This window comes from Neisseria sp. HMSC070H10 (genome assembly GCF_001837635.1).
Taxonomy (GTDB): Bacteria; Pseudomonadota; Gammaproteobacteria; order Burkholderiales; family Neisseriaceae; genus Neisseria; species Neisseria subflava_A.
In genome coordinates this window covers 159,509-180,971 of record NZ_KV833358.1, presented here as the reverse complement: position 1 = coordinate 180,971, position 21,463 = coordinate 159,509, and the positions used below count along the sequence as shown (strand labels likewise).

At 47.8% G+C, this 21,463-nt stretch carries 24 protein-coding genes and 1 pseudogene; 14 read left to right on the top strand and 11 right to left on the bottom strand.

What is annotated here, in order from left to right:
* Nucleotides 1–197 precede the first annotated feature (197 nt).
* Nucleotides 198–1,106, top strand: a complete 909-nt coding sequence (hemF, locus tag HMPREF2606_RS02065) for an oxygen-dependent coproporphyrinogen oxidase (protein WP_070843223.1) — start codon at nucleotides 198–200, stop codon at nucleotides 1,104–1,106.
* Between the two features lie 189 nt (nucleotides 1,107–1,295).
* Nucleotides 1,296–2,135: a protease HtpX gene (gene htpX / locus HMPREF2606_RS02060; protein ID WP_070712344.1), complete on the top strand. Its 840-nt coding sequence runs from the start codon at nucleotides 1,296–1,298 to the stop codon at nucleotides 2,133–2,135.
* 48 nt (nucleotides 2,136–2,183) lie between these two features.
* Here htpX and hpnC read toward each other — a convergent pair whose 3' ends face one another.
* From hpnC to miaA, 3 genes are read right to left on the bottom strand one after another with little or no spacing between them, the layout of a single operon-like run.
* A complete protein-coding gene (gene hpnC, locus HMPREF2606_RS02055) occupies nucleotides 2,184–2,999 on the bottom strand; it encodes a squalene synthase HpnC (protein ID WP_070712345.1) in 816 nt (271 codons plus the stop codon).
* A gap of 53 nt (nucleotides 3,000–3,052) precedes the next feature.
* A complete protein-coding gene (tadA, locus tag HMPREF2606_RS02050) occupies nucleotides 3,053–3,775 on the bottom strand; it encodes a tRNA adenosine(34) deaminase TadA (RefSeq protein WP_070712346.1) in 723 nt (240 codons plus the stop codon).
* Between the two features lie 3 nt (nucleotides 3,776–3,778).
* Nucleotides 3,779–4,720: a tRNA (adenosine(37)-N6)-dimethylallyltransferase MiaA gene (gene miaA, locus HMPREF2606_RS02045; RefSeq protein WP_070712347.1), complete on the bottom strand. Its 942-nt coding sequence runs from the start codon at nucleotides 4,718–4,720 to the stop codon at nucleotides 3,779–3,781.
* Between the two features lie 217 nt (nucleotides 4,721–4,937).
* Here miaA and bioB point away from each other — a divergent pair, with 217 nt between their 5' ends.
* On the top strand, nucleotides 4,938–5,990 hold the full coding sequence (bioB, locus tag HMPREF2606_RS02040) for a biotin synthase BioB (protein WP_004519884.1): 1,053 nt from the start codon (nucleotides 4,938–4,940) through the stop codon (nucleotides 5,988–5,990).
* A 49-nt stretch (nucleotides 5,991–6,039) separates the two neighbouring features.
* Here bioB and HMPREF2606_RS02035 read toward each other — a convergent pair whose 3' ends face one another.
* The 4 genes from HMPREF2606_RS02035 to HMPREF2606_RS02020 form a co-directional block, all read right to left on the bottom strand.
* On the bottom strand, nucleotides 6,040–7,047 hold the full coding sequence (locus HMPREF2606_RS02035; protein WP_070712348.1) for an adenosine deaminase: 1,008 nt from the start codon (nucleotides 7,045–7,047) through the stop codon (nucleotides 6,040–6,042).
* Nucleotides 7,048–7,124: 77 nt separating this feature from the next.
* Nucleotides 7,125–7,904: a ferredoxin--NADP reductase gene (locus tag HMPREF2606_RS02030; RefSeq protein WP_070712349.1), complete on the bottom strand. Its 780-nt coding sequence runs from the start codon at nucleotides 7,902–7,904 to the stop codon at nucleotides 7,125–7,127.
* Between the two features lie 98 nt (nucleotides 7,905–8,002).
* Entirely contained in the window at nucleotides 8,003–8,446 is a 444-nt protein-coding gene (locus HMPREF2606_RS02025; RefSeq protein ID WP_070712350.1) for an META domain-containing protein, read from the bottom strand.
* A 70-nt stretch (nucleotides 8,447–8,516) separates the two neighbouring features.
* Nucleotides 8,517–9,674 carry a trans-sulfuration enzyme family protein gene (locus HMPREF2606_RS02020; protein WP_070843222.1) on the bottom strand — a complete coding sequence of 386 codons (1,158 nt, stop codon included), beginning with the start codon at nucleotides 9,672–9,674 and terminating at the stop codon, nucleotides 8,517–8,519.
* Nucleotides 9,675–9,852: 178 nt separating this feature from the next.
* On the opposite strand from HMPREF2606_RS02020, the gene folE2 reads away from it, so the two are divergent.
* Together folE2 and dsbD are read left to right on the top strand one after the other, a co-directional pair.
* Nucleotides 9,853–10,626: a GTP cyclohydrolase FolE2 gene (gene folE2 / locus HMPREF2606_RS02015; protein WP_049329433.1), complete on the top strand. Its 774-nt coding sequence runs from the start codon at nucleotides 9,853–9,855 to the stop codon at nucleotides 10,624–10,626.
* Between the two features lie 217 nt (nucleotides 10,627–10,843).
* Nucleotides 10,844–12,649, top strand: coding sequence for a protein-disulfide reductase DsbD (gene dsbD / locus HMPREF2606_RS02010; RefSeq protein WP_070712355.1), 1,806 nt, complete (start codon nucleotides 10,844–10,846; stop codon nucleotides 12,647–12,649).
* Between the two features lie 61 nt (nucleotides 12,650–12,710).
* Here the strand turns inward: dsbD and HMPREF2606_RS02005 are convergent, their stop codons facing one another.
* Nucleotides 12,711–13,883: an alpha-hydroxy acid oxidase gene (locus HMPREF2606_RS02005; RefSeq protein WP_070608875.1), complete on the bottom strand. Its 1,173-nt coding sequence runs from the start codon at nucleotides 13,881–13,883 to the stop codon at nucleotides 12,711–12,713.
* A gap of 359 nt (nucleotides 13,884–14,242) precedes the next feature.
* On the opposite strand from HMPREF2606_RS02005, the gene iscR reads away from it, so the two are divergent.
* From iscR to iscA, 8 genes are all read left to right on the top strand, one after another.
* On the top strand, nucleotides 14,243–14,689 hold the full coding sequence (gene iscR / locus HMPREF2606_RS02000) for a Fe-S cluster assembly transcriptional regulator IscR (RefSeq protein WP_004519894.1): 447 nt from the start codon (nucleotides 14,243–14,245) through the stop codon (nucleotides 14,687–14,689).
* Between the two features lie 51 nt (nucleotides 14,690–14,740).
* Complete coding sequence (locus HMPREF2606_RS01995) at nucleotides 14,741–15,955, top strand: IscS subfamily cysteine desulfurase (RefSeq protein ID WP_049329436.1); 1,215 nt, start codon at nucleotides 14,741–14,743, stop codon at nucleotides 15,953–15,955.
* Nucleotides 15,956–16,061: 106 nt separating this feature from the next.
* A complete protein-coding gene (locus tag HMPREF2606_RS11230; RefSeq protein WP_225905478.1) occupies nucleotides 16,062–16,484 on the top strand; it encodes a hypothetical protein in 423 nt (140 codons plus the stop codon).
* A 4-nt stretch (nucleotides 16,485–16,488) separates the two neighbouring features.
* Entirely contained in the window at nucleotides 16,489–17,091 is a 603-nt protein-coding gene (locus HMPREF2606_RS01985; RefSeq protein ID WP_070585710.1) for a Fic/DOC family protein, read from the top strand.
* Nucleotides 17,092–17,281: 190 nt separating this feature from the next.
* Nucleotides 17,282–17,410 carry a hypothetical protein gene (locus HMPREF2606_RS11225; RefSeq protein ID WP_256388723.1) on the top strand — a complete coding sequence of 43 codons (129 nt, stop codon included), beginning with the start codon at nucleotides 17,282–17,284 and terminating at the stop codon, nucleotides 17,408–17,410.
* Between the two features lie 68 nt (nucleotides 17,411–17,478).
* Nucleotides 17,479–17,865 (top strand): Fe-S cluster assembly scaffold IscU, encoded by a 387-nt coding sequence (iscU, locus tag HMPREF2606_RS01980; RefSeq protein WP_003674559.1) that lies wholly within the window; start codon nucleotides 17,479–17,481, stop codon nucleotides 17,863–17,865.
* Between the two features lie 262 nt (nucleotides 17,866–18,127).
* Entirely contained in the window at nucleotides 18,128–18,373 is a 246-nt protein-coding gene (locus HMPREF2606_RS01975; RefSeq protein WP_070843221.1) for a recombinase RecA, read from the top strand.
* Nucleotides 18,374–18,443: 70 nt separating this feature from the next.
* Nucleotides 18,444–18,764 carry an iron-sulfur cluster assembly protein IscA gene (gene iscA / locus HMPREF2606_RS01970; protein ID WP_003685774.1) on the top strand — a complete coding sequence of 107 codons (321 nt, stop codon included), beginning with the start codon at nucleotides 18,444–18,446 and terminating at the stop codon, nucleotides 18,762–18,764.
* Here iscA and HMPREF2606_RS01965 read toward each other — a convergent pair.
* Nucleotides 18,724–18,946: pseudogene (locus HMPREF2606_RS01965) on the bottom strand (alternative ribosome-rescue factor A). The gene iscA and the pseudogene HMPREF2606_RS01965 sit on opposite strands and share 41 nt — an antisense overlap.
* A gap of 79 nt (nucleotides 18,947–19,025) precedes the next feature.
* Between HMPREF2606_RS01965 and hscB the strand changes: the two are divergent.
* The gene (gene hscB, locus HMPREF2606_RS01960; RefSeq protein ID WP_070843219.1) at nucleotides 19,026–19,526 is read left to right on the top strand and encodes a Fe-S protein assembly co-chaperone HscB; all 501 of its coding nucleotides are present in this window, start codon (nucleotides 19,026–19,028) and stop codon (nucleotides 19,524–19,526) included.
* Nucleotides 19,527–19,633: 107 nt separating this feature from the next.
* On the opposite strand, the gene HMPREF2606_RS01955 is transcribed toward hscB, so the two are convergent.
* Together HMPREF2606_RS01955 and HMPREF2606_RS01950 are read right to left on the bottom strand one after the other, a co-directional pair.
* A complete protein-coding gene (locus HMPREF2606_RS01955) occupies nucleotides 19,634–20,206 on the bottom strand; it encodes a 50S ribosomal protein L25/general stress protein Ctc (RefSeq protein ID WP_063075835.1) in 573 nt (190 codons plus the stop codon).
* A 65-nt stretch (nucleotides 20,207–20,271) separates the two neighbouring features.
* Complete coding sequence (locus HMPREF2606_RS01950; RefSeq protein WP_141762173.1) at nucleotides 20,272–21,255, bottom strand: ribose-phosphate pyrophosphokinase; 984 nt, start codon at nucleotides 21,253–21,255, stop codon at nucleotides 20,272–20,274.
* Nucleotides 21,256–21,463: the final 208 nt, after the last annotated feature.

Here is a 21,463-nt window from a genome sequence, read left to right as displayed (position 1 = left end):
GCAGCAAGAGTAGCAACTGTATTTTTAACCCCGTAATACCTTTCAATCTATTGCCGATGAGTAACGCTTGATTGCAAGATACGCCCATGCAAAAATTTACCCATAATAAAGAAACAGAAAAATAACAATTAGTTTCAACAACTTAAATCATCTTCCGCCCTGTCATTTTACAAATACGAAACTATCAAGGATATATCATGCACACAGAATCCGTTCTAACCCTCCTCAAAACACTGCAAAACCAAATCTGCGCCGCGCTGGAGCAAGAAGATGGCGAAGCCAAATTTGTGCATGAAGTATGGACTGGGAAGCTGGGTATCGGCGAAACCCGTGTATTGAAAAACGGCGCAGTATTCGAGCAGGCCGGTGTGAATTTTTCGCATGTAAAGGGAACAAAAATGCCGGCTTCTGCTACGGCCCATCGTCCGGAATTGGCAGGCGCGGCGTTTGAAGCCATGGGCGTGTCGCTGGTCATTCATCCGAAAAATCCTTATGTTCCGACCAGCCATGCCAATGTGCGCTTTTTTATTGCCTATCCTGAAAATGCCGAGCCGGTTTGGTGGTTTGGCGGCGGCTTTGATTTGACGCCGTTTTATCCTTTTGAAGAAGATATCGTGCATTGGCACACAGTGGCGCGGGACGTATGCGCGCCATTTGGCGAATCGGTTTATTCTGAATTCAAACAATGGTGTGACGAATATTTCTACTTGAAACACCGTAACGAAACACGCGGCGTGGGCGGCCTGTTTTTTGACGATTTAAACCGTTGGGATTTCGATACCTGCTTGAACTTTATCAAGGCAGTCGGGGAAGGCTATATCGCAGCGTATCTGCCGATTGTGGCAAAACGCAAAAACACGCCTTATGGAGAACGTGAACGCGATTTCCAACTCTACCGCCGCGGACGCTATGTCGAATTTAACTTGGTTTGGGACAGAGGCACGCTGTTCGGCCTGCAAAGCGGCGGCCGTACGGAAAGCATTTTGATGTCCATGCCGCCTTTGGTACGCTTTGAGTATCAATATGCACCGGAAGAAGGTTCACCCGAAGCACGTCTCAATCAATTCCTTATACCGCGCAACTGGCTGGAAGAAGCCGGCAGATAGTTTTACCTATAAGATGCCGTCTGAAAAGCGATTCTCACTGGTTGAGACTACCTTTTCAGACGGCCTTTGCTTCAATTGCTTTGAATTTGCATACCTTTGCCTATTGCGCTGTTTCATCTCTATAGAGTTTTTGAGACAATGCGCCCATATAAAAATCACCTCACAAACCACACTAAAAAGGAATAATCGGTGAAACGCATTTTCTTATTTATCGCAACCAATATCGCAGTTTTGGTTGTCATCCGTGTTATTTTGGCCATCTTGGGCATCAACAGCACCGACCAAGTCGGCAGCCTACTGGCTTATTCCGCAGTCGTCGGCTTCAGCGGCTCGATTGTCTCCCTGCTGATGTCGAAAACCATCGCCAAACATTCGGTCGGCGCCGTCGTCATCGACCAGCCCCAAAGCGAAGAAGAAGCGTGGCTGTTGGCAACTGTTGAAGCGCAAGCCCGCCAATGGAATCTGAAAACGCCCGAAGTCGCCATTTACAACTCGCCTGAGCCTAACGCCTTCGCAACCGGCGCAACCAAAAACAGCTCGCTCGTCGCTGTCAGCACCGGCCTGCTCGATCACATGACCCGCGATGAAGTCGAAGCCGTTTTGGCGCATGAAATGGCACACGTAGGCAACGGCGATATGGTGACGCTGACGCTGATTCAAGGTATTGTAAATACTTTTGTCGTCTTCTTGGCGCGTATCGTTTCCAGCATGGTGGCACGTAACAATGACGGCAGCACTTCGCAAGGTACATATTTCATGGTCAGCATGGTATTGCAGATCGTATTCGGCTTCCTCGCCAGCATCATCGTAATGTGGTTCAGCCGCCAACGCGAATACCGCGCCGATGCGGGCGCTGCAAAACTGGTGGGCGCCCCAAAAATGATTGCCGCCCTGCAACGCTTGAAAGGCAACCCCAGCGATTTGCCGCAAACCATGACGGCAATGGGCATTGCCAGCGAAGCCAAAGATTCTTGGTTCAGCACCCATCCTTCTTTGGACAACCGCATCAACCGTTTGAAAAACCGCTAATCGAAAAACATCAAGGCCGTCTGAAACCTCAATTTCAGACGGCCTTTTTTATTTCTTCATCAAAGCCCGTTTGATGATAATCATCCAGTCTTTCTTATCCAACAACGGCCGCTGGTTAAACACATCATATTTGCAACCGTCCAGCTTCTGCAAAATCAACTGGCCGCCGACAATAATCATGCGCAACTCAAAACCGATTCGTCCTTTGAGGGTTTTGCCCAACGGCGATCCGGCCTTCAGCATTTGAAAAGCACGTTGGCACTCATGCGCCATCAGTCGTTGAAAAGCAAAGTCGGCTTTGCCGGCCGCAATCTGCTCTTCGCTGACTTTGAACTTCTGCAAATCTTCCTGAGGGAGGTACACGCGCCCTTTCTGCCAATCTACCGCCACGTCCTGCCAGAAATTAATCAGCTGCAAGGCAGTGCAAATGCCGTCGCTTTGCGCCATGCTCACTTCATCGGTTTGCCCGTACAAATGCAGCATAATGCGCCCCACCGGATTGGCGGACAAGCGGCAATAGGCAATCAATTCACCAAAGTTTTCATAACGGGTTTTGACCACATCCTGACCGAACGCCGCCAGCAAATCGTAAAACGGCTGCAACGGTAATTGAAACGGCTCAATCGCTTCGTTGTACAAACGCTGCATCAAAGCCGTTTGCGGTTTCCCGCCTTGTGCAATGCAGTCTAACTCTGCCTTCAGTTCGTCCAGTTGGCGCAGGCGTTCGGCTGCTTCAGCATGGCCTTCGTCGGCAATATCATCCGCCGTCCGTGCAAAAGCGTAAACGGCGTGAACCGGCTTGCGCAAACGGCGCGGCAGCACAATGGAGCCGACTGGGAAGTTTTCGTAATGATTGACTGACATGGGAAATCCGAAAATTTAAAATAAAATGTTTTTGCTGACAGGCCGTCTGAAATTCAGACGGCCTTACGTTTGGCCGCAAAGAAATCCTGCAATACGCTTTGGCATTCGTCTGCCAATATGCCGCCCAAAATTGCGGTATGCTTGTTCAGACGTTTGTCGGCAAACAAATCAACCACGCTGCCTGCCGCACCGGTTTTAGCTTCGGCCGCACCATAAATCACGCGCCCGACCCGTGCCTGCATCAAGGCAGATGCGCACATAGAGCAAGGCTCTAAGGTGATGTACACGTCGCAGTCTTCCAAACGGTAGTTTTGCAAGGCCTTACCTGCGGTGGCAAGCGCGTTGATTTCGGCATGGTGGCTGACATTGTGGTCGCCAATGCAGGTATTGTGTGCCGCTGCGATTGCCTTGCCTTGATATACGATGACTGCGCCAACGGGCACTTCGCCCAATGCCGCCGATTGTCTGGCCTGTTCTATCGCCAGCCGCATAAAGGCTTCCATATCGCTTTGCGAAGGGAAAACGGCAACAGGCGGATGGTTTTTTAATGCCTCGCCCAGCTCCGTCTTTCTCTCCTCGGAAACATGCCGGACATCCACACCTGAAACCAATGCATCCAGTTGCCATAAGGTACTTTTGGTTACGGTCAAACCTGACGCTTTCAGCAATAGAAATGCGCGGACTGCGCCGATTTCCTGTAAATCTTCCAGTGAACAAATACCCAATTCTTTTAGAGCGGCCAATGTTTTAGGCGCAAGTGGTGGCGTAGTCAGCATGGATTATTCCTGAAAATGCTGACGCGCCAAGGCTAAGGCCGCCTGAACATAATCGCTGTCTGCGTAAGGATCTAACGTGTGCGCCAAAGGAATTTTCCGCAACCAGGTCAACTGGCGTTTGGCAAGCTGGCGTGTGGCGACAATGCCTTTTTCGACAAAGGTATCATAATCGGTTTCGCCTTCGAGATAATCCCAAGCCTGACGGTAGCCCACGCAGCGCATAGACGGCATATCGGCATACAGTTGCGGATAATCGCGGCGTAAAGCGTGCATTTCATCGAGGAAACCGTGTTCCAGCATACTTAAAAAGCGTTTTTCGATTTGCTGGTGTAACAAATGACGGTCTTCAGGAATCAGGGCAACCGTGCATAAATCTAATAAAGGCGCGGCCTGCTTCTGCTCTGTGAAATGTTCGCTCAAAGGCTTGCCGGTCAAAAGATAGACTTCCAAAGCGCGTTCAATACGCTGGCTGTCATTGGCTTTCAGACGGCCTGCCGTAATCGGGTCAACCTCCTGCAAACGGCGATATAGGCCTGCCAGACCGTGTTCGTTCTTTTCCGCCTGAAGTTGTGCGCGCACCTCCGCATCCGCACTGGGCAAATCGTTCAAACCTTCCGTCAGCGCGTGGAAATACATCATTGTGCCGCCGACAATCAGCGGATAGCGACCGCGCGTATGTATTTCATTCACCAAGCGCACGCAGTCGCCAATAAAATCCGCCGCGCTGTAACTTTCCAGCGGCGAGATAATATCAATCAAATGATGCGGTACGGCGGCAAGCTCTTCGGCAGTCGGCTTGGCCGTACCGATGTCCATGCCGCGATACACCAGCGCGGAATCCAAACTGATGATTTCCACCGGCAACGATTGGGCAATATTTAAGGCCAGTGCGGTTTTACCGCCGGCGGTCGGGCCGAGTACGGCGAAGGCTTTGGGCGCATTCATAAGAAAACGGAAAAATTAAAAATGCGATTATAGCAAACCCGGGCAGACCATATTTCAGGCCGTCTGAAACATTTGCTCTACATTATCAAAAGCGTTACACTTGCTGCGCCGTTTCAGACGGCCTTTTATATTGATTTCAAACCTGCTGCTGCCGTCATTGCGCCGGCAGTCAAGCCGTCAGCGACACTGCGTCGCTGTAAACACGAAAGAACACACTATGACCGTATCTCCCGTAGCCTTGCGCCGTCAAACCGAGCGCAAGCCGCATCCGACTGCGCGTTATTGGAAAAAATGCGATGTCGAGGCTTTGTTTGGACTGCCTTTCCTCGACCTCGTTTTCCAAGCCGCCGAAATCCACCGCCAAAACTTCAACCCGCGCGAAATCCAGCTTTCCACCCTGCTCTCCATCAAAACCGGCGGCTGTCCCGAAGACTGCGCCTACTGCCCGCAATCGGCACACCACAACACCAATCTGGGCAAAGAGCAGATGATGGATGTGGACGAAATCGTCGAAAAAGCCAAAATTGCCCAATCGCGCGGTGCCAGCCGTTTCTGCATGGGCGCAGCATGGCGCGGACCCAAACCCAAAGACGTGGCTGTCGTTTCCGAAATCATCAGCGCAGTGAAAGGCTTGGGCATGGAAGTGTGCGGCACCTTCGGCATGCTCGAAGACGGCATGGCGGAAGACTTCAAAAAAGCCGGTTTGGACTACTACAACCACAACCTCGACACCGACCCCGAACGCTACAACGACATCATCCACACCCGCAAACACGAAGACCGCATGGATACTTTGGGCAAAGTCCGCAATGCCGGTTTGAAAGTCTGCTGCGGCGGCATCGTCGGCATGAATGAAACTCGCGCCGAACGCGCAGGCCTGATTGCCAGCCTTGCCAACCTCGACCCTCAGCCCGAAAGTGTGCCGATCAACCAGTTGGTCAAAGTAGAAGGCACGCCGCTGGCCGATGCCGAAGATTTGGACTGGACGGAATTTGTCCGCACCATCGCCGTCGCGCGCATTACCATGCCGCATAGCTACGTCCGCCTCTCCGCAGGCCGCAGCAATATGCCGGAATCCATGCAGGCCATGTGTTTCATGGCTGGCGCAAACTCGATTTTCTACGGCGACAAGCTGCTGACTACGGGCAATCCGGACGAAGACGGCGACCGCCTGCTGATGGAAAAATTGAATTTGTATCCGCTGCGCTTTGAATTGGAAGAAGAATACAAAGCCGCGCAGGAAACGCCTAAAATCAAAGTCGACTATTAACCGCCATCATAAAAGGCCGTCTGAAACTTTTTCAGACGGCCTTTTATCGTTATTCAACATTGAAACTTTCAATCTTCCGTATCCATTCTTCCTTTTCCGCCTCGTTCAAAAACGAAGCGCGGAATGAATTCGCGCACAAGGTTTTGATTTCTTCCGCACTCAAATCCAAAGCCTCGGCAAGCGCTTCAAAATTGCGGTTCATATAGCCGCCGAAATACGCCGGATCATCGGAATTAACGGTTACCAACACGCCGCGTTGCAACATACGGCGCAAATTGTGTTTTGCCATTTCAGGGAACACTTTTAATTTCAAATTGCTCAACGGGCAAACGGTCAACGGCATTTGCTCTTTAATCAAACGCGCCATCAAGGCCTCATCTTCTTCCGCCCGTACTCCATGATCGATACGGCGGACATGCAGCAAGTCCAAAGCCTCGTAAACATATTCCGGCGGGCCTTCTTCTCCGGCATGCGCCACCGTCAACAAACCCTCCGCCCGCGCTTGCGCAAACACACGCTCAAACTTGGACGGCGGATGCCCCAATTCGCTCGAATCCAAGCCTACGCCGATGATGTGTTCTTTATAAGGCAAAGCCTGATTTAAGGTTTCAAATGCGCTTTCTTCCGACAAATGACGCAGGAAACACATAATCAAACGCGTGCTTATACCCCATTGCTGTCCGGCTTCACGGCAGGCGCGGACAATGCCGTTAATCACGGTTCCAAATGCCACGCCACGCGCAGTATGGGTTTGCGGATCGAAAAATATTTCCGTATGCACGACATTGTCTTCACGGCAACGCTCAAGATACGCGCGGGTCAAATCGTAAAAATCCGCCTCGTGCAGCAAGACGCCGGCACCGGCATAATAAATATCCAAAAACGACTGCAAATTGTGAAAATCATAAGCCTGCCGTACCGCATCGACATTTTCATAAGGAATCGCTATATGGTTGCGCTTGGCGATTTCAAACATCAGCTCCGGCTCGAACGTCCCTTCGATATGAACGTGCAACTCGGCTTTGGGCAGGGCTTGGATCAATTGTTTGATATTCATATTTTCTCTGATTTTCGGTTTATATTTAATATTGAAGGCCGTCTGAAACTTTCAGACGGCCTTTGACCATTTATCTGTTAAAAACCATTTTCCATCATAATTTCGCCGGGGATGCGGTTGCGGTGCATAGCGTAGCCCAAATCCATCAGGGCTTGGAAAGTGTCTTTGACCATTGCCGGATTGCCGCAAACCATAAAACGCGTATCGGCCTTGGTGAACTTGAAGCCGATTTTTTCTTCCAAGCCTCCATTCTTCAGCAATTCGGGAATCCGTTTGCCGCTCAATGCGCCTTCTTTTTCCTCACGCGTAGTGATCGGAACAAAAGTGAATTTATGGAAATATTCTTCAATCAGCGGATGCTTTTTCAAATCAGCAAGGCGTTGGTTGAAAATCAACTCGTTGGCGTAAGAAACTGAATGCGCCAAAACCAAACGGTCGAAACGCTGCCAGATTTCAGGTTGCTCGATAATGGAAAGGAAAGGCGCAATGCCGGAACCCGTGCAGAGCATAACTAAATCCTTACCGTCTGGGAATCGCTCGGGCAAGAGGAAACCGGTAGCCGTTTTATCCAGCAAAATGGTGTCACCCTCTTTCATCGCGGCAAAACGCGCCGACATCGGACCGCCTTCGATTAACACCGCGAAATACTCAAGCGTATCGGCGTATTCGGCAGATACGACAGAATACGCGCGCCAAATAAAGCCCTCGCCGTCACGGAAACCAAGGCGCGAAAACTGCCCTGCCGAAAAACGGTAGGACTCGGGACGGCTGATGGCAAAAGTCATCAGCTTAGGCGTATGGTGTTTAATCCACAAGACTTTTTCTTCGGTAAACTTGGCTTCTGGAGAAGCTGCCATAATAGGTTTCCTTGATATTCGGTATCAGTTTCAAATAGGGCTTATTATAAAGATTCAAAAGACCGTCTGAAATATTTATTTTCAGACGGCCTTTAAGATTATTCACGGCGCAAACGGATACTGATGCCTTTTTGTTCCAAAATCAAATCGTTACCGTCAAAACGATAGTTCCACACGCTTTGTTTGCGCAAAAACGCATCTTCCAGCTTCATGTCTTCACACAGCATCATGCTTACCGCAATATGGCCAAAATCAATTTTGCCCGCTCCGATTACATTCGCTTGAAACATCATACCGTTGCAACCCATATTGCCATAAGCCTTAGGCATTTTGCTGAAATCCAAATAGGCGTTTTTATCTGCCAATTCTTTTTCAGTGAATTTATTGAAAGCGACAACACGCCATTTGGCGGCTAAAGTAGGTTGCGCCGTTTGTTGAGTTTGTACCTGCGCTTTAGAGGCTTGTCCAGGCTGAGATGCTGAAGGAGATGTACAAGCTGCCAAAACCACCATACTCATCAATGCGCCGAATAATGTTTTCATATCTATTCCTTAATTATTGCTAAAGGCCGTCTGAAAAACCATTCATCTTCAGACGACCTTTAAGCCTTATTTACAAAGTTGTATCCAATGCTTTGGAAATATCGTTCCAAATATCGTCCACATCTTCGATTCCAACCGAGAAACGCAGCAGGCCGACTTTGATGCCCATTTCCATTTTCACATCATGCGGCACGCCGCTGTGGGATTGGGAATAGCAATGGTTGACCAGACTTTCCACGCCGCCGAGGCTGGAAGCCATTTTGACCAGTTTCATGTTTTTAATCACGCTATCGGCCGCTTCACGCGTATCGTTTTTGAGATAAACCGTAACCACGCCGCCGATACCTTTGGGCATTTGTGCTTGGGCGAGTTCGTAATGTTCATGAGACGGCAGGCCGGGATAGAACACTTTTCCAATGGCAGGATGAGCTTCCAAACGGCGTGCGATTTCGAGTGCGTTTTGGCAATGGGCGTTCATGCGCAGAGCCAGCGTTTTAATACCGCGCAACACCAGCCAGCAGTCCATCGGGCCTGCAATCGCACCGGTATGCACCATCATGTCGTGCAAAGGCTGAGCCAGCTCTTTGGTTTTGGCAACGACTATGCCCATCAATACGTCGGAATGGCCGCACAAATATTTAGTAGCGGAATGGAACACAAAATCGCAACCCATATCCAACGGCTGTTGCAGATACGGCGTGGCAAAGGTGTTGTCGATGCCGACCAGCGCACCGGCTGCTTTGGCTTTTGCGGCAAGCGCTTTGATGTCTACCAAGCGCAAAAGCGGATTGGACGGCGTTTCCAGCCAAACCAGTTTGACATTGTGTGCTTTGAGCAGCTCATCCAAATTATCCGGATTGCCCAAATCGGCAAAAACAACGTTCACACCCCATTTTTGATAAACATCGACCAATAAATCATAAGCGCCGCCGTAAATATCTGCGACGGCGACAATGGTATCGCCCGGGCGCAGGAAAGTACGCCACACGGCATCAATCCCCGCCATGCCGCTGGAAAACGCAAAGCCGGCCGCACCGTGCTCCAAATCGGCAACGGTATCTTCCAATACCTGACGGGTCGGGTTGCTCAGGCGCGAGTAGCGGTAAGGCACATTTTCGCCAATCTCGTGCAACGCAAACATACTGTTTTGATAAATCGGCGGCATTAGCGCACGGTTGTGTTCGTCGCAATCGTAGCTGGAATGGATGGCTTTCGTGGCGAATTTCATTGGGTCTCTGCCTATATAGATGTGAATAATCGAAGATTTTATCACTATCTGAAAAATAGAAACAATCAATGCAGGCGGATAAAGCAAGTGATATAATCTCGCATTTGCAAATCGGCCGACACGAGCCGATTCCCTCCACACGCATCTCAACAATCCTATCATGAAGGACATACCACGCATGAACGCCATTGCAGACGTGCAATCCAGCCGCGATTTACGCAACCTGCCGATTAATCAGGTCGGCATCAAAGACCTGCGCTTTCCAATCTCCCTCAAAAGCAAAGAAGGCGAACAATCCACCGTCGCCCGCCTGACCATGACGGTTTTCCTGCCTGCCGACCAAAAAGGCACGCATATGTCGCGCTTTGTCGCCCTGATGGAAAAACAAACCGATGCTTTGGATTTCGATACGCTGCACAAGCTGACCGCCGATATGGTTGCCCTGTTGGATTCGCATTCCGGCAAAATCAGCGTTTCCTTCCCGTTTTTCCGCAAGAAAAGTGCGCCCGTCTCCGGCATCCAATCGCTGCTCGACTATGATGTTACCCTGACCGGCGAAATCAAAAACGGTACATACAGCCACAGCCTGAAAGTAATGGTTCCGGTTACTTCATTGTGTCCGTGTTCCAAAGAAATTTCCCAATACGGCGCGCACAACCAACGTTCGCATGTGACGGTCAGTCTGATTGCGAATGCGGATGTAGGCATTGAAGAAATCATCGATTACGTCGAAGCGCAAGCAAGCTGCCAGCTCTACGGCTTGCTCAAACGCCCTGACGAGAAGTATGTAACGGAAAAAGCGTACGAAAATCCGAAGTTTGTCGAAGACATGGTTCGCGATGTGGCTACTGCGCTGATTGCCGACAAACGCATCGAGTCGTTTGTTGTCGAAAGCGAAAACTTCGAATCGATACACAACCATTCCGCTTACGCTTATATCGCTTATCCTTAAAGCCAAGCCGAATAGCAACAAAGGCCGTCTGAACATTTCAGACGGCCTTTGGCATAAATTGAACGATACCATGAGACTATCGGTCATATATGGGCAACCCTATTTCGATATAATTCAAAAGCATTAGATTTCTCTCGCAATATTTAACATAAATTAAGCCGATTGTTTTCCCCATCATTTATAATGACGGTTTCTCAACGGCATATCCGTGGATATTATGAAAAAATTCCTTTATTTCCTCATTGCATTTTTAGGCTTGAGCAGCTTCGCATTCGCAGTAGATGCCAATGATTTGCTGCCTCCAGAGCAAGCCTTTGTACCTCAAGTCAATGTAACCGATCAAGGCATCAGCGTGCAGTTCAAAATCGCTGACGGCTACTATATGTACCAGTCCAAAATCGTTGCAGCGACCAATCCTGACAAAATCCTAGGCGAACCCAAATTCAGTAAAGGTGAAGAAAAAGAAGACGAATTCTTCGGCAAACAAACGGTTTACCACCATACCGCACAGGTTGACCTACCTTACAAACAAGCCGCGCCGCAATACAAACTGACACTGACTTATCAAGGCTGTGCCGAAGTAGGTGTGTGTTATCCGCCTGTGGACACTGAGTTTGACGTAAAAGGCAACGGGGTTTACCAGCCGCAAAGCGATGAGCCGGTTTCTGCCAAAGACCGCTTTTTACAACCGTCCGCCTCTTCAGACGGCCCAATGCCTGCCCAGCCTAGTGCAAACAATCCCGACAGCAGCCGCTTCAAGCTCTCTTGGGATACTTTAAACGCCAACCTGTTGGCGTTTTTTGTCGCAGGTTTGGGCTTAAGCTTTACCGCCTGCATGTATCCGCTCCTGCCGATTGTTTCCAGTATTGTCGTGGGCGACAAAAAAGCCGGCAAAGGCCGCGCGTTTACCTTGTCTATGGTTTATGTACAAGGTTTGGCATTGACCTACACCTTGGTCGGCGTGATTGCCGGTTTGACCGGCGCGCTGTTGACCGTATGGCTGCAACAACCTTGGGTCGTACTGGCCGCCGCAGGACTGATGGTGATATTGGCATTGTCGATGTTCGGCTTCTTCAATATCCAGCTGCCCAACTCTGTCCAATCCTATTTCCAAAATCAAAGCAGCAAACTCTCCGGCGGTAAAATCGTTTCCGTCTTTATCATGGGTATTTTGTCTGCACTGATTGTCGGCCCGTGCGTTGCGCCTCCGCTGGCATTTGCTTTGGGCTATATCGGCCAAACCGGCGATGCCGTGTTGGGCGGCCTCGCGCTTTATGTCTTAGCACTCGGCACCGGCGTACCGCTCATCATCATCGGCACATTCGGCGGTCATATCCTGCCTAAAGCAGGCGACTGGATGAACGGCATCAAATACGCATTCGGCTTCATCTTGCTGGCCGTTGCCGTATACCTTGCCACACCGCATCTGCCTTATTTCGCAGTAGTCGGCCTCTACACCTTGCTGATGATTGTTCCCGCCCTGATGCTTTTGGCGAAATCCGGCAAACAGAAAGGCCGTCTGAAAACGGTTGCCGCCGTATTGGGCTTTTTACTGCTGATTGGCGGCTCATGGTTTGGCTGGCAAAGCTTCAATAAACAAACCACCGCCCTCCACCACTTCTTAACGCTGGTTCCGCCATCCGAAGCCGGCCAAGAAACCGACCACGGTAAGATGTTTACCGATGTCGGAGAACTCAAAGCCGCTATGGATGCCGCCTTGAAAGCCGATCCTAGCAAACCCGTGCTGATTGATTTCTACGCCGACTGGTGCGTATCCTGCAAAGAAATGGCCGCCTACACGCTCAACCAACCGCAGGTACACGAAGCAGTCGATATGCAACGCTTCTTCCAAATCGACGTAACCGCCAACACTCCCGACCATCAAGCCTTACTGAAAGAATACGGCCTCTTCGGCCCTCCGGGCGTGTTTGTTGTCCGCGCCGACGGCAGTCATAGCGAAGCTTTATTAGGCTTTGTCAAACCCGATGCCTTCATTGAATGGTATCGCAAAAACGAGAAATAGCCGTCTATAAAAAGGCCGTCTGAAAACAGATTTTCAGACGGCCTTTTCTTATGTTTAAAAATTAAAATTCATCTTGAGCCCAACGCGTAGAACGCAAAATGCTGGAATCCACATCTTGAATATTGCGATGACCGGTAAATGCCATGGAAATATCCATTTCTTTATACAGGATTTCCAGCGCACGGGTTACACCTTCTTCACCATACGCCCCCAAACCATACAGGAACGCCCGGCCAATCATCGTACCTTTCGCACCCAAAGCCCAAGCCTTCAAAATATCCTGACCGCTGCGGATACCGCTGTCCATCCAAACCTCGATGTCGCTACCTACCGCGCTGACCACATCAGGCAAAGCCTTAATGGCAGACACAGTATCGTCAAGCTGACGGCCGCCATGATTGGAAACGACCAATGCGTCCGCGCCGCTTTTCGCTGCCTTTTCCGCGTCTTCAGGCTCCATAATGCCTTTGATAATCAGCTTGCCGCCCCACAAATCCTTAATGCGCGCCACATCGTCCCAGCTCAGGCGCGGGTCGAATTGTTCGGAAGTCCATGAAGACAGCGAAGACAAATCGCCCACGTTTTTCGCATGACCGACAATATTGCGGAAAGTGCGACGTTCCGTGTTCAGCATTTTCATGCACCATTCGGGCTTAGTCGCCAAATTGATTAAATTGGCAATGGTCGGCTTCGGCGGTGCAGACAGGCCATTTTTGATGTCTTTGTGGCGCTGACCCAAAACCTGCAAATCGGCAGTCAATACCAAAGCCGAACATTTGGCATCTTTTGCACGCTTAATCAGGTTTTCCATAAACTCGCGGTCGCGCATCACATAAAGCTGAAACCAAAACGGCGAGCTGGTGTTTTCAGCCACATCTTCAATCGAACAAATAGACATGGTCGACAGCGTAAACGGAATACCAAATTTTTCCGCCGCCCGCGCCGCCAAGATTTCCCCATCAGCGTGCGCCATACCCGTAAAACCGGTCGGCGCAATCGCCACCGGCATTTTCACATCCTGCCCAATCATTTTGGTTTCGAGACTGCGTCCCTCCATATTAACCAATACCTTTTGGCGGAAACGGATATCTTTGAAATCCGAAGTATTTTCACGATAAGTAGTTTCTGTCCAAGAGCCTGAGTCAATATAGTCATAAAACATACGCGGCATTTTACGTTTGGCAACAAGGCGCAAGTCTTCGATACAGGTTATTTTGCTTAAATCACATTTCATTGTCGATTGCCTCTGTTAAGGTAAAGATGGATGGTCAAGGCCGTCTGAACATTTCAAACACCTCATTATTTTACTCCATCAAAACAACTAAATTTTAAGAATAATTTTGATAATCTATATCAGTATCAATATTAAATCAAAACATTTTAACCCTGGTATTTGTAGGGTTGATAGCCTTTTTTCAGACGGCCTTAAATCCAAATTACAGAAAAATAAAGAAAATATTTTCCGATTTAAAAATCAGCCAATGCCACCATTTAAACAAACAATCAAACCGAACCGCCACATACTTGACTGAAACACTCAGATATTAGACAATTCCCCCACTAATAAAAACGCCACACACAGGCAACCACACCATGAGACTGACTACCAAAGGGCGATTTGCAGTAACCGCCATGATAGATTTGGCGATGAACGCGCAAACCGGCGCTGTCAAACTCAGTGCCATCAGCGAACGACAAAGCATATCGCTCTCCTACCTCGAACAATTATTCAGCAAACTGCGCCGTGCCGGATTGGTTGAAAGCCTACGCGGCCCCGGCGGAGGCTACATCCTTGCCGCTCCCGCCGAGCAAATCAATATTGCACAAATCATCTCCGCAGCCGAAGACCGACTGGATGCCACACAATGCGGCAGCAAAGCAAACTGCCACCACGGCGCCCCCTGTCTGACCCATGACCTTTGGGAGAACTTAAACAAAACCATCAATGATTACCTCAGCAGCGTTACGCTGCAAAGCATCATTGAACAAAAAAACTGCAGCGACAGCAGTCATGTCGTTACCTTTACACACATTCATTAAACCGACCTACGGCAAAGACCGCAGGCAGATGACCAAACGAAAGAGCAAACCATGACCGTCAAAACCCCCGTATACCTCGACTACGCCGCCACCACTCCCGTTGACCGCCGCGTTGCCGAAAAAATGATTCCCTACCTGTCCGATATTTTCGGCAACCCAGCCTCCAACAGCCATAGCTTCGGTTGGGAAGCAGAAGAAGCTGTAGAAAAAGCACGTGCAGACATCGCAGCCCTGATTAACGCCGACTCTAAAGAAATCGTTTTTACCAGCGGCGCAACCGAGTCCAACAACCTCGCCATCAAAGGCGCGGCGCACTTCTACAAATCTAAAGGCAACCACCTCATCACCGTAAAAACCGAGCACAAAGCCGTGCTCGACACCATGCGCGAACTCGAACGCCAAGGTTACGAAGTAACTTATCTGGACGTACAAGAAAACGGCTTGGTTGATTTAGACGTACTGAAAGCCGCCATCCGCGAAGACACCATCCTCGTTTCCGTCATGTGGGTAAACAACGAAATCGGCGTGGTTCAAGATATTCCTGCCATTGGCGAAATCTGCCGCGAACGCAAAATAATTTTCCACGTTGACGCAGCACAAGCATGCGGCAAAGTACCTGTCGACGTTGAAGCAGCCAAAGTTGATTTGTTGTCTATGTCCGGCCACAAAGTATACGGCCCTAAAGGCATCGGCGCCCTGTATGTACGCCGTAAACCACGCGTCCGCCTCGAAGCCCAAATGCACGGCGGCGGTCACGAACGCGGTTTCCGTTCCGGCACATTGCCGACCCATCAAATCGTCGGCATGGGCGAAGCCTTCCGCATTGCCAAAGAAGAATTAGCACAAGACACTGCGCACTACCTGAAACTGCGCGATATCTTCCTCAAAGGTATCGAAGGCATCGAAGAAGTCTACATCAACGGCGACCTCGAACACCGCGCTCCAAACAACCTGAACGTCAGCTTCAACTTCGTCGAAGGCGAAAGCCTGATTATGGCGGTCAAAGAACTCGCCGTATCCAGCGGCTCCGCCTGTACTTCCGCAAGCCTTGAGCCAAGCTACGTTTTACGCGCACTCGGCCGCAACGACGAATTGGCACACTCATCCCTGCGCATCACCTTCGGCCGCATGACCACCGAAGAAGAAGTCCAATTCGCAGCAGAACTGATTAAATCCAAAATCGGCAAACTGCGTGAACTGTCACCGCTATGGGAAATGTTCAAAGACGGGATTGATTTAAACTCAATTGAATGGGCGGCGCATTAAGATTGATGTCAAACAAAGGCTGTCTGAGAAAGTGAGTCTGATTTTTGAATACAGTAAAACACTTTTTATAGACAGTCTTGTAAGCTATTTTCATAGAAAGAATACCATGAAAGTTAAAATTATTAATTTGCCAAATGGTTATAAACGTATTATTTATGGAAAATATTTCGAACAATTTGACTTAGATTATGAACAAGATTTAGACGTATTAAAAAAAGATATTGAATTTGCTTTATCTGTTATTGAATACAATCGATCTATATTCAATAAATTCTCTTCCTTATTTAAGAGTAAAAATATTTTTGTTTATCAAGGAGGACATCATCTTGATATTATTGATCGTGATAAAGGAAGTTTGGAATGGTTAACTATTGAAGATCATTGGACAAAAGATGTTGATGATATCACTGGTTCATGGAAAATGGAGAATTTAGAAATTAGTCGACAAACTCAATATGCAATGCAACTTCTAAAGATTGGTAAAACAAATATTGAGAAAGAAATAAGAAAAATTAAACAAAGGTTCTAAAAAAATGAGTAAATACGGTGGTGAAGACATAATCTATATGAATGATGGTGTATTTAGAAATAAATTAGCCATTCAAGATCCACTTAAATTAGAAAAGGTCGAAAGAGACATTTCTGCTATTTCCGCCCAAAATCTGCTTTTGCAACCCATTACAGGCAATTTCGATTTGGCGCATTTACAGACCATTCATCGCGAACTGTTTGGTAATGTTTATGATTGGGCAGGAGAAATCCGGCGAATTGATATTTCCAAAGGTAATACCCGATTTGCCAATTTTGCTTTTATCGAAAACGAAAGCCGTACACTTTTGGAGAAGCTGCAAAGCGAAAACTATTTGCGGGGGTTGGATAAAGATAAATTCGCCGAGCGTGTGGCCTATTATTTGGGCGAGTTGAACGTCCTACATCCTTTTCGTGAAGGAAACGGCAGAACATTGCGCCTGTTTATGACGCAATTGGCAATAAAAAACGGTTTGCAGATACATTGGCAAAATATCTCTGCAGAACAAATGATTCAAGCCTGTATTCAGGCATACCATGTCGATAGCAGCTTATTGGCACGCCTAATTTTAGAAAATTTAGAACAATCGTCTTTTTCAGACGACTAAAACATCAACAAACCACGATATTTTAAGCAAGCGTAGGTTGGGGTTGGAAACCCAACGAGTCTATTAAAGCGCCTGAAATGTTGAGTTTAATAACCCAATCTACCTATAAATAAAAAAGGTCGTCTGAAAATCCCCAAAGACCTTTTCAGACGACCTAAAAGCCACCACATTAAAATCAAGGATACAACCCATGAACGAACAAGAAATCGACCTCGACAATCTCGACAATCTGCTCGAAGATTTTGACGACGTTACCGTAGAAGGCGGCGTTGATTCAGAGAATGATGACGGCTGCGAAGGCGGCGCGTGCAAAATCTAAACTTCAGGCCGTCTGAATATTCGTAAACAAACCATTTACACCACTAAAAACACAAAGGAAACCACATCATGGCATACAGCGATAAAGTAATCGACCACTACGAAAACCCCCGCAACGTTGGTACTTTCGACAAAAACGACGAATCTGTCGGTACCGGCATGGTCGGTGCACCCGCCTGCGGCGACGTAATGCGTCTGCAAATCAAAGTAAACGATGAGGGTATTATCGAAGATGCAAAATTCAAAACTTACGGTTGTGGCTCCGCCATCGCTTCCTCCAGCCTGATCACAGAGTGGGTTAAAGGCAAAAGCCTTGACGATGCACTGGCAATCAAAAACAGCGAAATTGCCGAAGAGTTGGAATTGCCTCCAGTTAAAATCCACTGCTCTATCTTGGCTGAAGATGCGGTAAAAGCAGCCGTTGCCGACTATCGCAAACGTCAGGAAAACAAATAACCGGATTCAACGCCCCCTTGTCGGCAGGTGCCCAAGACTCCTAGCGAGTCTTCGAGAAAAGCAAATCTGGTGATTTATTCCCCTCTTAAGCAGACAGGGTGAATTGAGAGCACAGAAACTTCATCCTTTTGAAGTTGCCGCCAAATTTGGGACTGCCTGCCAATCTATCCCCTCTCCCCGCGGGAGAGGGTTAGGGAGAGGGCAATAAATCGCAGCTTATATTTAATTTAGTCGTTATACCTGCAAAATCAAAGGAGGCGAAATGCCTTTTACTGATGAAGAAGTCCAATCCCTACTTGCTGTCGAAGGCATAGGTAAAACCATATTACAGCGTTTGCAGCAAATGGGTTTGGATGATATTGCCAAGCTGGCGGCGGCAGATTTAGACGATATTTTGGAACAGGGCGCACAATTAACCGGCTCAACCTGTTGGAAAAATAGTCCGCAGGCTAAAGCTGCCATTACCGCCGCAATAGAGTGGGCAAAACAGCGTTTTCAGACGGCCTGATAGTTCAAGAAGCCGTCTGAAATAAAAAAGCAGGCAAAACAGAAAATGATTGCGAAATGAGGAAAAAAGCATGATTACCATCACAGAAAACGCAGCCAAACACATCAACAGCTATCTGACCAAACGCGGCAAAGGCTTGGGTGTGCGCTTGGGTGTGAAAACCAGCGGCTGCTCGGGCATGGCATACAACCTTGAATTTGTCGATGAAGTGAACGAGGATGATCTGATTTTTGAAGAACACGGCGCACGCGTTTATATTGACCCGAAAAGCTTGGTTTATCTAGACGGCACGCAAGTTGATTACACTAAAGAAGGCTTGCAGGAAGGTTTCAAATTTGAAAATCCGAATGTCAAAGACTCTTGCGGCTGCGGTGAGAGCTTCCACGTTTAAAATATAAAAAATGGCGGGACAGTATCAAAACCATCCCGCCATTTTTTGGCTTCTTGCCTATTATAGCTGCCCTTGCCTTTTCTTTTTCGTTCTACTTTGTGTCGGAACAAATCAGATTTGACTAAGGCTTTTAAGGCATTGTCTCGTATTTTGCCTTTATTGTGTTGTACCTTACCGGTCATATTGTTTTCCTTTCGTATAAACAGTTTTTGGATTATATCGTAAAATAATCTCCTTCTTTAGATTTTTTCCTTTAATATCATGTCTCAATACTTCAACCTCTTCCAGCTTGAGCCATCTTTCAATATTGATACCGAAGCACTCGAACAGACCTATCGAGCTTTAGCTGCCCGTTTTCATCCCGATAAATTTGCTTCCGCCTCAGCTTTTGAGCAAAAACAAGCCGTCATGATGTCTTCTACAATTAATGATGCCTACCGCACATTAAAAAGCCCTATTGATCGGGCTGCTTATCTCTTGAAAAGCCAAAATATCGATGCTGATGCACCTGAACACACTTCGTTTTCACCAGAGTTCCTCATGCAGCAGATGGAATGGCGGGAAACATTGATGGATGCTCAAATGGAACAAAACCATGATGCCATCCGAGCACTGGATCAAGAAATCCAAGAAGTACAAAGCAACCTATATCAAGATTTGCAACAAGCATTTGAGCAACAGGATTATGAATCAGCCGCACAATGGGTACGGCATGGGCGCTTTCTTAATAAGCTTCGCAAGGAAATTGCTTCAATCTTATAAAGTACATATGCTGTTACATTTGCCTAAGTTTTATAGCAAACGATTTTATATACAAAACAAAACCGTATCAGATTTATCTGATACGGTTTTATTATATTAACTACCGATTAGCGTTTTTTACCGGTAACAGTAGCAACAGCCAGGTTTTCGTTACGTTTCAGAGAAACGCTTTCAACACCTTCTGGCAACTTGATGTCTGACAAGTGCAGAATGTCGCCGGCAACTACTGATGCACAATCCAGCTCCAAGAAAGCAGGAATGTTTGCAGGCAAAGCAACTACTTCAACAGAAGTGTTCAACAGAGATACGCGGCCACCTTGCAATTTAACAGCTTGAGAGTTTTCAGCGTTAACAATGTGCAGAGGTACACGGATACGTACAACTTGGTCAGCTTTTACAGCTTGGAAGTCGATGTGTTGAACTTCGCGACGGAATGGGTGCATTTGGAAGTCACGCACGATAACGTCTTTAGTTTCACCGTTCAAAGACAGTTTAATCAAAGCAGTATGGAAAGATTCTTTTTCCAATGCGTAGAATACAGTTTTGTGGTCTACAGCGATAGCAACAGGCTCTTGACCTTCACCGTACAGAATACCAGGGATTTGGCCTTCGCGACGCAGGCGGCGGCTCGCACCAGTGCCTTGGGCTTCGCGAACAGAGGCTTGAATTTCGTAAGTCATGTTTAATACTCCAATTTAGATAAAATCGTCGTCATCGGCCGCGACCAGCTTAAGACGACATCGGGTTATGGCAGCAACATGCCGCCAGTCATCACATCTTCATTGAAAAGATATGAGACGGATTCTTCATTGCTGATACGGCGTACCGTTTCAGCCAGCAAACCGGCAATGGTAACTTGACGGATGCGTTCACATTTTTTAGCTGCTTCAGACAACGGAATCGTATCTGTTACAACTACTTGGTCAATTTCGGAAGAAGCAATTCGATTCACTGCTTCACCGGAGAATACTGCATGGCTGGCGTATGCCAGTACACGATCTGCACCGCGCTCTTTCAGGGCAACGGCTGCTTTACACAAAGTATTTGCCGTATCGATCATATCATCTACGATCAAGCAGGTACGGCCTTGAATGTCACCGATAATATTCATTACTTCAGCCACGTTGGCTTTAGGACGACGTTTGTCGATAATGGCCAAATCAGCATTTAAAGATTTAGCAACAGCACGTGCACGTACAACACCACCGATATCAGGACTGACAACAGTCAGATTGTCGATACGTTGTTGTTTAATGTCGTTCAACAAAATCGGGGTAGCGTAAATATTATCTACCGGAATATCAAAGAAACCTTGAATTTGATCGGCATGCAAGTCAACAGTCAATACGCGGTCGATACCTGCTGAGTTCAACATATTCGCTACCAATTTAGCAGAAATCGGTACACGAACAGAGCGAGGACGACGATCCTGGCGAGCATAGCCAAAGTAAGGAATTGCGGCAGTAATACGACCTGCGGAAGCACGTTTGAGTGCATCGGCCATAGTCAAAATTTCCATCAGGTTGTCATTGGTTGGTGCGCAGGTAGGTTGCAAAATAAACACGTCGCGACCACGCACATTTTCCAACAATTCAATGGCTACTTCGCCATCAGAGAATTTGGAAACGGTGGCTTCACCGAGTGAAATATCCAAATGTTTGACAACACGTTGCGCCAATTCCGGATTTGCATTACCGGTAAACACCATTAAACTGTCATAAGCAGCCATATCTTCACCTGATTCTAGATTTGATTTACGCTCAGAAAACATTACGCTTCCCTCTGCCCCATGTCTAAGACACTAATTATGCGATTATACTCGTAAAAACGGGTAAAAAAAAGTTTTTCAGCGTTATTTTGCTCTTAGCGTAAAAAAGCGTGTAAGAAAACTTACACGCTTTTATTTGGCTGGGGAGGAAGGATTCGAACCTTCGCAT

Excerpts from the sequence above, each read along its gene's own strand:
- hscB (WP_070843219.1), top strand. The coding sequence starts at position 19,026 with ATGTCTCAATACTTCAACCTCTTCCAGCTTGAGCCATCTTTCAATATT.
- HMPREF2606_RS11230 (WP_225905478.1), top strand. The coding sequence starts at position 16,062 with ATGAAAGTTAAAATTATTAATTTGCCAAATGGTTATAAACGTATTATT.
- HMPREF2606_RS02025 (WP_070712350.1), bottom strand. The coding sequence starts at position 8,446 with ATGAAAACATTATTCGGCGCATTGATGAGTATGGTGGTTTTGGCAGCT.
- iscU (WP_003674559.1), top strand. The coding sequence starts at position 17,479 with ATGGCATACAGCGATAAAGTAATCGACCACTACGAAAACCCCCGCAAC.
- HMPREF2606_RS02020 (WP_070843222.1), bottom strand. The coding sequence starts at position 9,674 with ATGAAATTCGCCACGAAAGCCATCCATTCCAGCTACGATTGCGACGAA.
- HMPREF2606_RS01975 (WP_070843221.1), top strand. The coding sequence starts at position 18,128 with ATGCCTTTTACTGATGAAGAAGTCCAATCCCTACTTGCTGTCGAAGGC.
- iscR (WP_004519894.1), top strand. The coding sequence starts at position 14,243 with ATGAGACTGACTACCAAAGGGCGATTTGCAGTAACCGCCATGATAGAT.
- HMPREF2606_RS11225 (WP_256388723.1), top strand. The coding sequence starts at position 17,282 with ATGAACGAACAAGAAATCGACCTCGACAATCTCGACAATCTGCTCGAA.
- HMPREF2606_RS01950 (WP_141762173.1), bottom strand. The coding sequence starts at position 21,255 with ATGGCTGCTTATGACAGTTTAATGGTGTTTACCGGTAATGCAAATCCG.
- HMPREF2606_RS01995 (WP_049329436.1), top strand. The coding sequence starts at position 14,741 with ATGACCGTCAAAACCCCCGTATACCTCGACTACGCCGCCACCACTCCC.
- hpnC (WP_070712345.1), bottom strand. The coding sequence starts at position 2,999 with ATGTCAGTCAATCATTACGAAAACTTCCCAGTCGGCTCCATTGTGCTG.
- iscA (WP_003685774.1), top strand. The coding sequence starts at position 18,444 with ATGATTACCATCACAGAAAACGCAGCCAAACACATCAACAGCTATCTG.
- HMPREF2606_RS01955 (WP_063075835.1), bottom strand. The coding sequence starts at position 20,206 with ATGACTTACGAAATTCAAGCCTCTGTTCGCGAAGCCCAAGGCACTGGT.
- tadA (WP_070712346.1), bottom strand. The coding sequence starts at position 3,775 with ATGCTGACTACGCCACCACTTGCGCCTAAAACATTGGCCGCTCTAAAA.
- hemF (WP_070843223.1), top strand. The coding sequence starts at position 198 with ATGCACACAGAATCCGTTCTAACCCTCCTCAAAACACTGCAAAACCAA.
- HMPREF2606_RS02035 (WP_070712348.1), bottom strand. The coding sequence starts at position 7,047 with ATGAATATCAAACAATTGATCCAAGCCCTGCCCAAAGCCGAGTTGCAC.
- bioB (WP_004519884.1), top strand. The coding sequence starts at position 4,938 with ATGACCGTATCTCCCGTAGCCTTGCGCCGTCAAACCGAGCGCAAGCCG.
- HMPREF2606_RS02030 (WP_070712349.1), bottom strand. The coding sequence starts at position 7,904 with ATGGCAGCTTCTCCAGAAGCCAAGTTTACCGAAGAAAAAGTCTTGTGG.
- miaA (WP_070712347.1), bottom strand. The coding sequence starts at position 4,720 with ATGAATGCGCCCAAAGCCTTCGCCGTACTCGGCCCGACCGCCGGCGGT.
- dsbD (WP_070712355.1), top strand. The coding sequence starts at position 10,844 with ATGAAAAAATTCCTTTATTTCCTCATTGCATTTTTAGGCTTGAGCAGC.
- folE2 (WP_049329433.1), top strand. The coding sequence starts at position 9,853 with ATGAACGCCATTGCAGACGTGCAATCCAGCCGCGATTTACGCAACCTG.
- HMPREF2606_RS02005 (WP_070608875.1), bottom strand. The coding sequence starts at position 13,883 with ATGAAATGTGATTTAAGCAAAATAACCTGTATCGAAGACTTGCGCCTT.
- HMPREF2606_RS01985 (WP_070585710.1), top strand. The coding sequence starts at position 16,489 with ATGAGTAAATACGGTGGTGAAGACATAATCTATATGAATGATGGTGTA.